Origin of the sequence: Nitrospira sp., from assembly GCA_024760525.1 — a bacterium.
Taxonomy (GTDB): Bacteria; Nitrospirota; Nitrospiria; order Nitrospirales; family Nitrospiraceae; genus Nitrospira_D.
The window spans coordinates 449605-463368 of sequence record CP060499.1 but is presented as its reverse complement, the minus strand read 5'-3'; the positions used below and the strand labels follow the sequence as shown (position 1 = coordinate 463368).

The window sequence follows — 13764 nt, the reverse complement described above, 5'->3', positions numbered from 1 at the left end:
GATAGCGTGAGGCGCTTCAACTAATGAGTGCGTGGGTAGCAGGACTACGCGTCTCGATTGCCCTTGCACTGACCATGACCGTATCGGCCGGCTGCGCGAAGAGCCACGGCTTCGATCGGGCTGCGATGATCGAAGCCCTTCGCGTAGATCCCGCTCCTAATCCCAAAAACACGCCTCTCGCAAGCCAAGAGTCTCGTCTCTCTCCGCCATTTCGCCTCGGTGTGTTTTTTGCGGATCCCGACTTTCCAAATCGACCATCCATCAGCAAAGTCGAATGGCTGAGTGCGGATCGAGACCAGCTTCTCCGCCAGCTGATGCCATTGCGCGATCAGCACGTACTGGCTGACACGTTCGTCCTGATGGATGCGACGTTGCGAGCGGAGAATATCCGTGGAGTCAGACAGCTCGGCGCGCGTTATGGCGCCGATCTGGTCTTGGTTGTAGATGGTGCGGGCACAGTCGATCGGTACAACAACCGCTATGCGTGGTTTTATCCGACCGTGATCGGCGCCTATCTCGCTCCCGGCACTGAAAGCACCGCGTTGGTCATGGTCACCGGAAGCTTGTTGGATGTCCGTTCCGAGTGGCAGGCACCCATCCAGACAGCGGAAGGAGTCGCAACGCTGGTCGGCTCGGCGGTCCTGGTCGAGGATAACACCGCTCTCAAAGAAGCCAAATCGCACGCCATCGAAGGAATCAGCAAGCGAATCGTCGATCAGCTCCCGTTATGGGCAGAAGAGTTCTCGCACTCCATCCCCCACTCACGGTGAATCCAAGCTTAGAAGCATTCCCAGTAAGAACAGGTGTTGCCCTGGCGCAAGTTCATTTACACCGGGACGGATCTCGCCGTTCTTGAAAAACCCGCCTCCAACTCCAGTTGATTCATCGTAACGATGTTCGACTCGTATGATCGTATTCATCCATTTGTACGGGAACTTGTACTCAACGGTAGACGTGATGGCCTTTACGAACTGCTCGGCTCCTGTCCACCGGCCGTTCCGGTCCCAGTAAAACTCAGGCCGCAGCGCTACAGACCAAGGACCGGTGACATGCCATCTCACCACCACGTTGCCTCCCATGACAAAGGTTCGTGGGCTGCCAGGTTGACCGGCGATGCTCTCAGTTCCGACATCAAAGGACGCCGCCACCGTCACATCGTCACCTTTCCATTCCAGAATGTGATTTCCATACAGACGCCAGAACTCCAAGGATGTTTGCCTCTGATCCGGTCCTCCGTAAAGTGTTTGGATCAGCGTGAACCGTGGCGTGGCTTTCCAGATCCATCTCCCCCCGTAGCTCGGGAGATCGTTCGGGTGCGCGAGATGATAATAACTGTTGACGACAAAAGCAGTGATGGTGAAATTCTCATTCACCGGATACTGAGCATTCACACCGAACATCATGTACGGCGTATTGTCCGCGATCCATGACCGCGTGTAGTTGGCGTTATCCTTTGCATAGAGTGACTCGTACCCCATCAAACTATTGAACAGGCCGGCGGTGATCAGCATTCCCTTTCCGACCGGAGCCAGATACGACACATTCGCCCGGTGCACATGTCTGAGCACGTCCGCTCCATCGACCCGCCTTTCACCAGCCAGGAATGCAAACTCCTCCGAATCTCGGCCGCCTTGGAAGCCAAGCTCCATGCCCCAACGCGAAGCCTCCCCCGCGTCCTTTCGCACATATGCCAACCCCATGTTGGGTGAAACCTCATTATGCTGGAATGAAGTGGTCCGACTGCGCCAGAGGTGATTGTCGGGAAAATTGAAATTGCCGATGTAACTCACATCGAGATAGGCGCCATAGTGCCAGTTGGCCGTCCCGGCATCTGCGGAATTCGATGGACGATTCAGAGACGTGGGATTTTCCTTCGACTGCTGGCTCAAGTCCTGAGCCTCGGAGACAGGCGCCGTTCCGAGTACCGCACAGACGATCACCAAGCAACAGAGGTGTTCGCAGAATCGGTCTCGTTGACCGATTATCTTCTGATCAACCGGAGAGAACTGACCAGCGCCTACCCGCATTATGTGCGCCCTCGGAAGAACCGGTAGAAGCTCGACACACAAACTATACTGGGTCAGGCATCAAAACGGGATAAAAACCAATGCCGCGACTGTAAGGACGGCGTCAGGATCGGCCTCAGATCATTCTGTCCGGAGTCGATATCCAACTCCAAGCTCCGTGACAAGATAGCGGGGATGGGCGGGGGTCTTCTCCAGTTTGTTTCTCAACTGGCGCATATACACACGCAGATAATGACCTTCTTCCACATGGAGCGGGCCCCAGACTTCCTTCAACAGCTGACGGTGGGTCAGCACCTTACCGGCATACCGGATCAAGGTGGTGAGCAGCTTATATTCGATCGGGGTCAGATGAACTTCTTTCCCTGAAACAAACACCTGCCGACGCCCGAGATCTGCCTTCAGATCACCGAGGGTAAACACTGATTCACCGCTTTCGGCTGTTCGGGACGCATGGCGAAGCGCCGCCCGCATCCGCGCAAGGAGTTCGTTCACTCCAAACGGCTTAGTGATGTAGTCGTCCGCGCCCAGGTCGAGCGCCGCCACTTTCGCCTGTTCCTGGTCTCGAGCCGACAGCACGATAATGGGAATCTGCGTCCACTCCCGCAGTTGGCGAATCATCTCGGTTCCATCGAGATCCGGGAGCCCGAGATCCAGAAGGATGAGATCCGGGTTTCTCGCCTTGGTTTCGATGAGCCCATCCTTCCCCGTCGCGGCTTCGTGGAGTCGGAAACCATGCGCCGGTAAGGAAGTTCTAAGAAACCGCCGGATCTCCGGTTCATCCTCGATCAGGAGTATCGTTGCTTGTTGTGACATAAGACCTCACACTTCTCGCGTCACCCCTTCCCGGTCAACCTGCCGAATTTGCGTCGGCCTCTCGTTCGACAGCCGGTTGCTCGTCCGGCAGGGGGATCGAGAACCGAATCAGCGCACCCCCGCCCGGCCGATTTTGAGCCCAGATCCGTCCGCCATGCGCTTCAACGATGCCACGACAAATGGTCAGCCCCAGCCCGACTCCTCCCTCCCGAGCGGATTTTCCACGATAAAACTTATCAAAAATCAGTGCCTCTTCTCCGGCTGGAATGCCGGGTCCCCGATCAGCGACTTCCACGACGACCTGGTGGTCGGTCGTCGACGCCGTCAGACCAATTTCGGTTCCGACAGGCGCATACTTCACCGCATTCTCCACAAGATTGATAATCACTTGCTCCAGGAGTACCCCATCGGCCAACAGCAACGGCAGTTCGGCAGGCAAGTCAGTGTTGACGATATGTTCGGGGAATCGTCCCTCCAGCCTCGAGAGGGCGGCACCGATGATTTCATCCAACGGGTGCCACTCTTTGCTGAGCCGTACGGCTCCCGCTTCCAGCCGCATCATATTAAGAAGATTCCTCAGTAATCGGTCCAGTCGATCAGCCTCTCGATAGATGGATCGAGCGAGATCCTGCCGAGCTGCGACAGTGAGAGCTTCCTGCCCCGCCACCAAACTGCTGGCGGCACCGCTGATGGTCGCGAGCGGCGTTCGCAGGTCGTGGGACACGGAACTGAGAATCGCGCTACGCATGCGCTCGGTTTCGGCCGCCACGTGCGCTTGCTGAGCTTCTTCGGATAACCGAGTCCTTTCGATCGCCAAGGCCGTTTGATTCACAAGGGATTCCAGAAGATGAAGTTGTTCGGGATCGAGCAGGAGTGCAGAGTCCTTGGGCCGTACGGCAATGACGCCGATCGCTCCGCCTGAGCCGACCAACGGGAGATATAATGCGCTGGTCCCCGGCAGCGTATCGGTACCGAATCCGGCTCGCTCATTGTGGTCGAACACCCACTGCGCGACGCCTGACTCCTTCGGGTCCAGCTCAAAATACAACTGTTCGCCGCGCTGGAGCTGTACTCTCTTGTTGGCATCCGCCAGAAAGATAGCGATCTGTGCGTCGAATACCTCTCGGAGATGCGCGACCGCAAGCTGGGTCAGCATGTCCGTTCCCCGATGCGTGGCGAGATCTCGACTCATCGCGTACAGAACTCCGGTGCGTCTTTCCCTGTACCGAGACAAGGCCGCCTGATGATGCAACCGCACCGTGAGATTACTGATGACCAGCGCCACCACTAACATGACTCCGAGGGTCAACAGGTATTGAATGTCCGAGACGGAGAAGGAGTAATACGGCGGCACAAAGAAGAAGTCGAACGTTGCGACACTCAAGGCTGAGGCAAGCACCGATGGACCGCGGCCGCAACGAATCGCGATGGCGATCACGGCGATGAGATACATCATGATCAGGTTCTCAGCCGAGAAATACGGGAACATCAACCAGTCGATGGCCGTCGCGATCAGCACTCCGAACAACGCGTTGACATACCCGTCCGTTTTACTGGTTCTCGCGAGACTCCGTCGGGCAACCGGTTCGCCTTCGCCCGCTTCACCCGTGATGACGTATACGTCGATGTCCCCGCTCTGATGGACCAGTTCCGATACCACTGAGCCGAAAATCCATTCCTTCCAGAGAGGCCGCACCGGTTTTCCAACGATGATCTTGGTGGCATTACGGCTTCGCGCATAGCTCAGAATTTCCTGGGCGACATGTTCACCGGCTATCGTCACCGCTTCGGCCCCCAACTGCTCAGCCAACCGTAACGTCTGTACCAGACGATCCCGTTCGATTTGCGGTGAGCGCAGGTGCCGGGGAATCTGCACATACACCGCGATCCACTTGGCATGAAGATCCGTGGCCATCTGACGGGCGGCGCGGATCAAACGCGGACCGCGGGGTTTCATGTTCACGCACACCATGATGGTTTCTGCCGCCGGCCAGGTTCGCACCACCGCATGATCGCGTCGGTACACTTCCATCTGCTGATCAACCCGTTCGGCAGTGCGCCGCAGGGCGAGTTCACGAAGCGCGAGCAGATTGCCCTTCGCAAAAAAATTCTGAATGGCGTGCTGAATCTGTTCCGGAACATAGACCTTGCCGTCTTTGAGTCGTTGGAGGAGGTCATCCGGGGGAAGGTCAATCAACTCCACGTCATCCGCCCGCTCGAGCACAGAATCCGGGATGGTCTCCCGCACGCGCACACCCGTAATCTGCGCAACCACATCATTCAGGCTTTCCAAATGCTGTACGTTCACCGTGGTGTACACCGTGATGCCCGCTTTGAGGATCTCCAGCACATCCTGCCACCGTTTGGCGTGGCGTAAACCCGGTGCGTTGCTGTGTGCGAGTTCATCCATGAGGATAACGGTTGGACGGCGCGCCAGCGCCGCATCGAGATCGAATTCCAGAAGTGTCGTGCCGCGATACTCGACCGCGCGGCGCGGTATGACTTCCAGTCCGCTTACCAGCGTCTCGGTCTCCGTGCGACCATGTGTCTCGACGACACCGATGGCGACGTCCACGCCGTCGCGCCGCTGCTCATGAGCCGCCTCCAGCATGGCATAGGTTTTCCCCACGCCGGGGTTGGCGCCGAAGAACACTTTGAGCTTTCCTTGAAGCTGCCGGGCCTCTTCAGCCTGCACACGCTTGAGCAGCGCGTCGGGATCCGGACGTTGTGTATCCATCGCTGATGTCTAGTCCTGGTTGCCTGAGATATTCCGGCAACGTTCAAACCATTTGCCTGAGGAGTCGGGCGCCCTCCCGCCAATTTTACGTCACTTGGATAGACTTCGGAAATGCTTATGGTTTGGCGAAGGGATTTTGAGGGGGGCGGCGCACCCGACCGCTTGGTGGCAGCCATTTCCACAACAGCCAGATCAAGCAGGCCATCGCCCAAATGGTCAGTAGAAACAGGATGAACAATGACCACACAATAGATCCTCACTGTGTCGAAGAGTTCAACGAGGAATTGGTTCAACGGGGTAACGCATCGAGCGCAAGATTCAACAGTAGAACATTGATTCTGCGTTCACCCAGGAATCCGAATTGACGTTCCTCTATGTGTTGAGCCACGAGTGTTCCCACGATGATTTCATCCAGGCCTCTCACACGGGCCACACGCTTGATTTGGTAGAAGGCGGCAGCCGGGCTGATATGGGGGTCCAACCCGCTCCCCGAGGCGGTGACCAGCTCGACAGGAATGGGCACGTCGTTACCGGGATCTGCGACTCGTAAGGCGGCCACTCTGGCTGTGACCGTTTCGATCAGGGCCGGGTTGGTAGGTCCGAGGTTCGACCCTCCCGACGCTGCGGCGTTGTAAGGAAACGGCGCGGTCGCCGACGGACGGCTCCAAAAATACTCCGGTTTGTCAAAATACTGTCCGATCAGCCTGGACCCGATCACCGTGCCTTCATGCACGATCATGCTGCCGTTCGCCTGATCAGGGTGGAACACGCTGGCCAATCCTGTGATGGCCAGTGGATAGATAAGCCCCGTCAGGATAGTCAGCAGTAGCAGCATGGTCAGGGTGGGTCGTATGTGTTCCTTCATGCTTTTCCCTCTTTCTCGGCCACCCGGTCGACGTCCCGATTACACCAAATGCAGGGCCACCAAAATCATGTCGATCAGTTTGATGCCGCCGAATGGCACCACCATCCCGCCCAATCCATAGATCAAGAGATGCCGCCGAAGCAGCAACTCTGCTCCGATCGGTCGATACGTGATGCCTCGTAACGCGAGCGGAATCAGCGCGATGATGACCAGGGCATTGAAGATGACGGCGGACAGGACCGCGCTCTGAGGTGTTGCCAGCCGCATGACATTCAATGTGTTGAGTACCGGATACGTCGTGGCGAAGGCCGCAGGAATGATGGCAAAGTACTTGGCCACATCGTTGGCGATACTGAAGGTGGTCAACGCGCCGCGAGTCATCAGCAACTGTTTGCCGATTTCCACGATTTCAATGAGCTTGGTCGGATTGGAATCCAAATCGACCAGATTCCCGGCTTCCTTCGCCGCTTGCGTTCCCGTATTCATGGCGACCGCCACATCGGCCTGTGCCAGGGCCGGCGCGTCGTTCGTTCCGTCTCCTGTCATAGCCACGAGACGACCTTGAGATTGAAGGTCGCGGATCAGCTGCAGTTTGGCTTCCGGGGTTGCTTGCGCCAGAAAATCATCGACCCCGGCCTCTGCCGCCACGGCCGCGGCGGTTAGCGGGTTGTCGCCGGTGATCATGACCGTCTTGATACCCATTCGGCGCAACTCACCGAAGCGCTCCCTAATCCCCCCCTTCACGACATCCTGCAGCCGGATCACGCCGAGCACCTTGGCCTTCTCTGCCACCACGAGCGGTGTTCCACCTTGTTTGGCGATCGCTTCGACATGGAGCTGGACAACGTGGGGAAAGCGTCCTCCCTGGGACGTCACATAAGCCTCGATGGCATCCGCTGATCCCTTGCGTATGTGCCTTCCATCCAGGTTGACCCCGCTCATCCGCGTCTGGGCGGTGAAGGGAATGAATGTGGCACCCATCTCCTGGATGTCTCGCGCGCGCAATCCATACTTCTCCTTTGCGAGCACGACGATGCTGCGGCCTTCCGGCGTCTCATCCGCCAGCGACGAGAGCTGGGCTGCATCCGCCAGCGTGTGGGCGTCTATTCCTTCCGCCGGAAGAAAAGCGGTCGCCTGACGGTTGCCCAAGGTGATGGTCCCGGTCTTATCAAGCAACAGAACGTCCACGTCGCCGGCCGCTTCAACAGCTTTTCCCGACATCGCGATGACGTTGGCTTGCACCATGCGGTCCATTCCGGCAATCCCAATGGCTGAGAGAAGAGCCCCGATGGTCGTCGGAATCAGACAGACCAAGAGTGCGACCAACACGGTGACCGTAATGGGCGTCCCCTGTCCCATGGCCTGCACGCTGTACAGAGAGAACGGCAACAGGGTGACCGTAGCCAGCAGGAACATGATCGTAAGCGCTGCCAGCAGAATGGTCAGGGCGATTTCATTCGGCGTTTTCTGGCGCTTGGCTCCTTCGACCATCGCGATCATTCGATCCAGGAAGCTCTCTCCGGGGGTGGCCGTGACACGAACGATGAGCCAGTCGGACAGTACCTTCGTGCCCCCCGTCACAGCGCTCCGGTCACCGCCGCTTTCTCGAATGACGGGCGCGCTCTCACCCGTGATAGCGCTCTCGTTCACTGACGCCACCCCCACCACGACCTCGCCATCGGCGGGGATGAAATCTCCTGCCTCCACGAGGAACACATCTCCTTGCTTGAGTTGATTCGCTGACACGATGCTGAAGGTATCGCCTCGCTGAAACTGACGGTTCCGCACGGCACGATGCTCGCTGTCGAAATCAACCGAACCAAGTTTCTTGGCGCTGAGCTCCCGGCGCGCGCGCCGCAGCGAATCGGCCTGAGCCTTTCCTCGACCTTCCGCCATCGCTTCCGCAAAGTTTCCGAACAGGACCGTGAACCACAACCAGAGGGCGACGGCAAGAATGAACCGGGCCGGAGCTTCCCCCGCTCCGGCCATCGCTTGCAGAAACAGGAGGGTCGTCACGACACTTCCAACCCACACCACGAACATGACGGGGTTTTTAACCTGGTGGCGGGGATCAAGTTTAAGGACGGCGGCCTGCAACGCCTGACCGACGATCGAGGTATTGAACAATGAGCGGGACGCTTTGTGTGAGGCAGCCATGTTCATACCGATCATTGTTACCGTCCCCTCATCATCAACTCCTCAACGATCGGCCCCAAGGCCAAGGCCGGTAGAAACGTGAGGGCGCCGACCATCACCACGACGCTGATCAGGAGAACAGCAAACAACGGGGTGTGGGTCGGCACGGTCCCGGGACCAGTCGGAACCAGTTTCTTGCGGGCCAAAGAATTTGCAAGCGCCAGAGTCGGAATAGCGAGCCAGAACCGGGATGTCAGCATCGCGATCCCACCGGTGAGATTGTAAAAATGAGTATTGGCGTTGAGCCCTGCGAACGCGCTTCCGTTATTGTTGCCCTGGGACGTATAGGCATACAGCACTTCGGTGAATCCGTGAGGACCGGCATTCAAGATCGATGATCGACCTACTTCAGTGCTGACCGCGACTGCCGTGAGACCCAAGACGACAATGGGCATGATCAAAATCAGTAGTGCGGCCATCTTCATCTCGTAGGGCTCGATCTTCTTCCCCAGGTACTCCGGCGTCCGTCCAACCATCAATCCCGCAACGAACACTGCGATGATGGCGAAGACGATCATGCCGTACAGTCCCGAGCCGACTCCGCCGAAGACCACCTCGCCGAATTGCATGAGGAACAGCGGCACGAGTCCACCCAATGGAGTATACGAATCGTGCATGGAGTTCACCGCGCCATTGGACGCCGCCGTCGTCACGGCAGACCACAGGACCGAATCGGTAATGCCGAATCGCGTCTCTTTTCCCTCCATGTTGCCGCCGGCTTGGCCGGCTTGAGGCTGCTGATCCACACCGAGATCGGCAAGCAAGGGATTGCCGCTTTGTTCCGCCCACCACCCTAGGGGAACAAAACACAGCAGAAGAATGGTCATGACGGCGAGCAGGACCCAGCCTTGGCGGGTATCGTTCACCATCCGGCCGAACATATAGCAAAGCGCGGCAGGGATGAGGAGAATGGCCAAGAGTTCAATGAAGTTGGACAGAGGTGTGGCATTCTCGAACGGATGGGCGGAATTCACGTTGAAGAACCCACCGCCGTTCGTGCCGAGTTGTTTGATGGCGATCTGAGAAGCCGCCGGACCTACTGCAATGACTTGCTCGAGCAGAATCGTGTGTTCGACCTTCGGTTTCCCTTGCTCATCGAGAATCGCTTGGCCGTTCCCATCTATCACGGCTTTGTCGTAACCCGATGGCTGCAGCAAGGTCACCGTCCGATATGAATCGAAGGTCTGGACAACTCCCTGGGACACCAGGAGGAGGGATACGAGCAGAGCAAGCGGCAGAAGAATGTAGAGCGTGCTACGAACCAGATCGCACCAGAAATTTCCAAGCGTCGTTGATGTGTGACGTCTGAGGCCTCGGATCAATGCGACGAGTACCGCCATCCCGGTGGCTGCGGAGACGAAGTTTTGCACGGTCAGGCCAAGCATCTGGGTCAGGTATGTCAGGGTGGTTTCTCCGCCATACGCCTGCCAGTTGGTGTTGGTCACGAAACTCACGGCCGTATTAAAGGCCAGGTCGGGAGCGACGGCACCAAGGTGAGCCGGGTTGAGGGGTAAAACACTCTGCAGGCGCTGCAAGCCATACAGCAGCAAGAGCCCCCCTGCATTGAACAGCAACATGGCCGTCCCATAGCTTTTCCAATCCATTTCATCAGCCGGCCGAACGCCGCAAAGCCGATACATGGTTCGTTCAACGGGAGCGAGGAGATAGTCCAGGCCGCAGGGCGTGCCTTCATAAACTCTCGCCATGTACCAGCCGAGCGGTTTGACGAGAGCCAGCAGCACGGTAAAAAATACGAACACTTGCAGAATGGCATTCATCGTCATCAGAACCATTCAGCCTTCAGTAACGAGACCATGAGATAGACCAGAAGCCCCGCCGACACTACTCCGCCCAGTGCATACATCACATCCGTCTCTATTTCCCGTGCAGGCGATCCAACCCAGATATCAGCCAGGCGCAGAACAGAAAGAACCCGATCGACAGCCCGATGGTGACGATGTCCATGGCGGCGTGACTTCCTTTCACAATTACCCTACAAACTTCGCCGTAAAAATGGTGTCAAAATAGACGACCGGATCGCCAAGAAGGGATTAAGACTCGTGCAAAACAAGAAGGCATTGGCGGATGGCTCGCACTTTGACCACGAAAAGGAATGGTATCGGAGCAGTGAATGTGAGGCGAGTTAGGCGGACAGCCGGCTGTACTGGCGTAACAAGAGGACACCTCCCCAGAGGAAGGAACCGAGCATGAAGAGAATGCCCACGTTATACGTGAGATGAGCCAACCGGTGATCCCATTCCAATACGTCCAGCATCGTCAGAATATTGTTCCAATCGTGCCCGTCGGTTTCCTTGCCGGTCACTCCGCCGATGAGCATGAGGTCCAGCGCCCGCGCGTCGTTGATATAAGGAGCGATATCCATCATGCTCTCGGCCGTCCACCACAACGCGACAGAAGCGCCGAACGGGTCTCGGGTCTTGAGAAGAAATGTGGCGAGACAGATGACCGGCATAAGAATCTGCCCCAGAGTCCCTCCCAGAATCGTCATGAAATGACCGAATGGAATGAAGATCACATGTCCGGCTTCATGAAAGGGCAGATTGATCAGGTGGAGAAATGATTCACCGGTGTAGTTCGTTTCCAAGGGCGTCACGATGAACTTCCAACCCCACCAGAGCATGACCACAAACACGGCTGCCCGACCGTAGAATGTCATCGAATCGGTCGTCGTGTCCGATTCGATCAACCACTGTTTGGCCGTCAGAAGCCATTGAGAGCGATCGACCGATGGTGAGGATGCCGGAACACGAGCCCTCACCGGATTCGGCCGATACTTGGCGAAGATGATGCCGCAACGCACGCACTCCTCTGCCTTCAGACTCTGTTCCGCCTGACATTTCGGACACTGGGTCGTGGAAGTGCTTCCTGTGATCATGGACACACTCTAAGATCGTGAGGTGAATCGGACAAGGAAATCCGCAGAACGGGACGAAGTGTTGTTATGCCATTTCCCAATGCGGCAGAGCGAAGCTGGAGGGCTTTTTCAACAGCCTGTTAGTGGAAGGAAAAGGGGACTGGGGCAAAGGTCGTGACAAACACCGCGAGCGCAATCCATCCGACAATCGTCCGGTTGCGACCCAGCGGAACATGAGGATCCATGACCGGAGGATGGCCGACGCCCCACAGTCCCGCCATAAACGCCCACAAGAACCAACCCGACCAGCCGAAGAATCCCAGGATCAACAAAATTGGGAGAAAGGCGAGCGCCATTGTCCGCTGGCGCGAGCCCCATAACGCATATGCGACATGGCCGCCGTCAAGCTGACCGATCGGAATGAGATTGAGGGAGGTCACAAAAAGCCCGAACCAAGCGGCGAAGCCGATCGGATGCAGCACGACGTCAGCTTCAGGCGGTAACGGCCCGATCACCACCCACGACATGAACTGAAGCAGCAAGGGCTCACCCAAGTGCAAACCATACGTCGCCGTTCGCTCGACGACCGTGGACAAATTGAGCCCGACGATCAGCGCGATGACGGCGACCACGAAGCCCGCCAGGGGGCCGGCGACGCCGATGTCGAACAACGCACGACGACTGAGAATCGGTCCCCGCATGCGGATGATGGCCCCGAAGGTACCGATAAAATGAGGCGGCCCCGGAATGAACAAGGGCAAGGAAGCGGGCACCCGGTGGATCCTGGACAACAGATAATGCCCCAACTCGTGTGTGGTGAGAATAAAGAGCAACGCGCCGGCAAACGGAATTCCCCGCCAGAGCGTCTCAGGAGAGGTCAGAAGGAAATTCAGGGGGCCGCGCGCCGGTCCGTTGTAGACTTGATAGGCACCGGCCCACAGAGTCGTAAAGACGGTCAGGGTAAAGAGGACGATCGGCAAGGCCCACTGTGAAAAAAACGACGGCGCTACGTCGCCGCCGCTCTCCGCCTCCTCCACAGGCGGTAGCGCCGACTCTTCTCTCGTCTCAATGACGAGACCGTTATCCACATTCTGATGTTCATTCCGCCCGAGGCCGTCCATAACAATCTCGCTTACTGCATCATCGCAAACGGATTGTGATCGAGTTCTTCCTCCACGGTTGTGGCAGGGCCATGTCCGGGCAAGAGACGATAGTCCGGGGAGAGCGTCAGTACTCGGCGGCGCACTGAATCGAGATGAGTTGAATGCAACTCCTTGGGATTGGACCGGCCGATTGATCCGGCAAACAGCGTATCACCGACGAAACAGACCGGCAACTGTGCATCATCCACCCGATAGCAGATCCCGCCCGGTGTATGCCCCGGCGTCGTCATACATCGGACGACACGGCGCCCGACTTGGATCGACAAGCGATCGCCCGGCACAACCAGCAATTCCGTTCGTGGCCGCCAACTCAATAGGCTCACATCCTCCGGTCCCAGATACACCGGGACTTCATGTTGGGCCAGAATCTGCTCGATCCCGTCCGCATGGTCCGCGTGGCCATGGGTCAAACAAATGCCGATGAGACGCAATCGGTATCGACGAAGCAGATCCAGCATGGCCGGCGCGTTATAAGCCGTATCGACCAATACTGCCTCACCCTCATCATGCAAGAGGTACCCCTGCACACCATACCCGTTGACGGACCCGTGCACCATTTCCACCCACGGCGGCATGTGCTGCGCAACCGGTTCCCACTTATCGATCGCAATCTGTTCGAGCGACTCAGCTCGCAGGCCCAAGGCCTTCGCCAAGGCACGCACTTCCGAACGATCCCGCGGCTGATCTCCTCGTTCCAACGCGGTAATATCGCCACCGGGCAATCCCGTCACTCTCGAAACATCGCCGACCGAGAGGCCTTGCCCGGTGCGTGATTTTTTCAGAATGTCGCAGAATTCATCTTCGAGCGGCATACACGAGCCTTCTCCGATCAGCGTTCAAAATAGAGTTATCGAACCTCCTCAGTCACCGCTTCCCCAGTCGATCAATCCGATACAGAGTACCACGACTCTGTCCCTTACGTGAAACAACCGTCCCTCGTTGCATACACCCTTCACAGTACCGCGCCATGCGGCCGGTGATCAAGGTGATGAAGTGGTGATACGATATGACGTTCGTCGCGATGTCGCGGCGGTCCCGGAAGCGTGAGGGGAACGAGAGTCAAATGACTTTAAGCAGCAGTGCGCTCC

11 protein-coding genes are annotated in these 13764 nt (G+C 57.5%); 1 reads left to right on the top strand and 10 read right to left on the bottom strand.

The features are described from left to right. Positions 1–23: 23 nt before the first annotated feature. Positions 24–770: a hypothetical protein gene (locus H8K04_02215; protein ID UVT16399.1), complete on the top strand. Its 747-nt coding sequence runs from the start codon at positions 24–26 to the stop codon at positions 768–770. On the opposite strand, the gene H8K04_02210 is transcribed toward H8K04_02215, so the two are convergent. From H8K04_02210 to H8K04_02165, 10 genes are all read right to left on the bottom strand, one after another. Beyond that, a complete protein-coding gene (locus tag H8K04_02210; protein UVT16398.1) occupies positions 762–2027 on the bottom strand; it encodes a porin in 1266 nt (421 codons plus the stop codon). The two genes, H8K04_02215 and H8K04_02210, sit on opposite strands and share 9 nt — an antisense overlap. 120 nt (positions 2028–2147) lie before the next feature. Further along, positions 2148–2840 carry a response regulator gene (locus H8K04_02205; GenBank protein UVT16397.1) on the bottom strand — a complete coding sequence of 231 codons (693 nt, stop codon included), beginning with the start codon at positions 2838–2840 and terminating at the stop codon, positions 2148–2150. Positions 2841–2874: 34 nt separating this feature from the next. Further along, positions 2875–5577 (bottom strand): sensor histidine kinase KdpD, encoded by a 2703-nt coding sequence (locus H8K04_02200; GenBank protein UVT16396.1) that lies wholly within the window; start codon positions 5575–5577, stop codon positions 2875–2877. Positions 5578–5866: 289 nt separating this feature from the next. Continuing rightward, entirely contained in the window at positions 5867–6442 is a 576-nt protein-coding gene (gene kdpC / locus H8K04_02195; protein ID UVT16395.1) for a potassium-transporting ATPase subunit KdpC, read from the bottom strand. A 39-nt stretch (positions 6443–6481) separates the two neighbouring features. Next, positions 6482–8599: a potassium-transporting ATPase subunit KdpB gene (gene kdpB / locus H8K04_02190; protein ID UVT16394.1), complete on the bottom strand. Its 2118-nt coding sequence runs from the start codon at positions 8597–8599 to the stop codon at positions 6482–6484. Positions 8600–8616: 17 nt separating this feature from the next. Continuing rightward, entirely contained in the window at positions 8617–10422 is a 1806-nt protein-coding gene (kdpA, locus tag H8K04_02185; protein UVT17836.1) for a potassium-transporting ATPase subunit KdpA, read from the bottom strand. After that, complete coding sequence (gene kdpF / locus H8K04_02180) at positions 10422–10502, bottom strand: K(+)-transporting ATPase subunit F (protein UVT17835.1); 81 nt, start codon at positions 10500–10502, stop codon at positions 10422–10424. Before kdpF ends, kdpA begins: the two co-directional genes overlap by 1 nt. 279 nt (positions 10503–10781) lie before the next feature. Further along, the gene (locus H8K04_02175) at positions 10782–11534 is read right to left on the bottom strand and encodes a zinc ribbon domain-containing protein (protein UVT16393.1); all 753 of its coding nucleotides are present in this window, start codon (positions 11532–11534) and stop codon (positions 10782–10784) included. A gap of 119 nt (positions 11535–11653) precedes the next feature. Next, positions 11654–12634 carry a site-2 protease family protein gene (locus H8K04_02170; GenBank protein UVT16392.1) on the bottom strand — a complete coding sequence of 327 codons (981 nt, stop codon included), beginning with the start codon at positions 12632–12634 and terminating at the stop codon, positions 11654–11656. Between the two features lie 11 nt (positions 12635–12645). Beyond that, the gene (locus H8K04_02165; GenBank protein UVT16391.1) at positions 12646–13488 is read right to left on the bottom strand and encodes an MBL fold metallo-hydrolase; all 843 of its coding nucleotides are present in this window, start codon (positions 13486–13488) and stop codon (positions 12646–12648) included. Positions 13489–13764 lie beyond the last annotated feature (276 nt).

What these genes read in the sequence shown, in the direction of transcription:
- H8K04_02215 (UVT16399.1), top strand. Translation starts at nt 24, where the DNA reads ATGAGTGCGTGGGTAGCAGGACTACGCGTCTCGATTGCCCTTGCACTG.
- H8K04_02210 (UVT16398.1), bottom strand. Translation starts at nt 2,027, where the DNA reads ATGCGGGTAGGCGCTGGTCAGTTCTCTCCGGTTGATCAGAAGATAATC.
- H8K04_02205 (UVT16397.1), bottom strand. Translation starts at nt 2,840, where the DNA reads ATGTCACAACAAGCAACGATACTCCTGATCGAGGATGAACCGGAGATC.
- H8K04_02200 (UVT16396.1), bottom strand. Translation starts at nt 5,577, where the DNA reads ATGGATACACAACGTCCGGATCCCGACGCGCTGCTCAAGCGTGTGCAG.
- kdpC (UVT16395.1), bottom strand. Translation starts at nt 6,442, where the DNA reads ATGAAGGAACACATACGACCCACCCTGACCATGCTGCTACTGCTGACT.
- kdpB (UVT16394.1), bottom strand. Translation starts at nt 8,599, where the DNA reads ATGGCTGCCTCACACAAAGCGTCCCGCTCATTGTTCAATACCTCGATC.
- kdpA (UVT17836.1), bottom strand. Translation starts at nt 10,422, where the DNA reads ATGACGATGAATGCCATTCTGCAAGTGTTCGTATTTTTTACCGTGCTG.
- kdpF (UVT17835.1), bottom strand. Translation starts at nt 10,502, where the DNA reads ATGTATGCACTGGGCGGAGTAGTGTCGGCGGGGCTTCTGGTCTATCTC.
- H8K04_02175 (UVT16393.1), bottom strand. Translation starts at nt 11,534, where the DNA reads ATGATCACAGGAAGCACTTCCACGACCCAGTGTCCGAAATGTCAGGCG.
- H8K04_02170 (UVT16392.1), bottom strand. Translation starts at nt 12,634, where the DNA reads ATGGACGGCCTCGGGCGGAATGAACATCAGAATGTGGATAACGGTCTC.
- H8K04_02165 (UVT16391.1), bottom strand. Translation starts at nt 13,488, where the DNA reads ATGCCGCTCGAAGATGAATTCTGCGACATTCTGAAAAAATCACGCACC.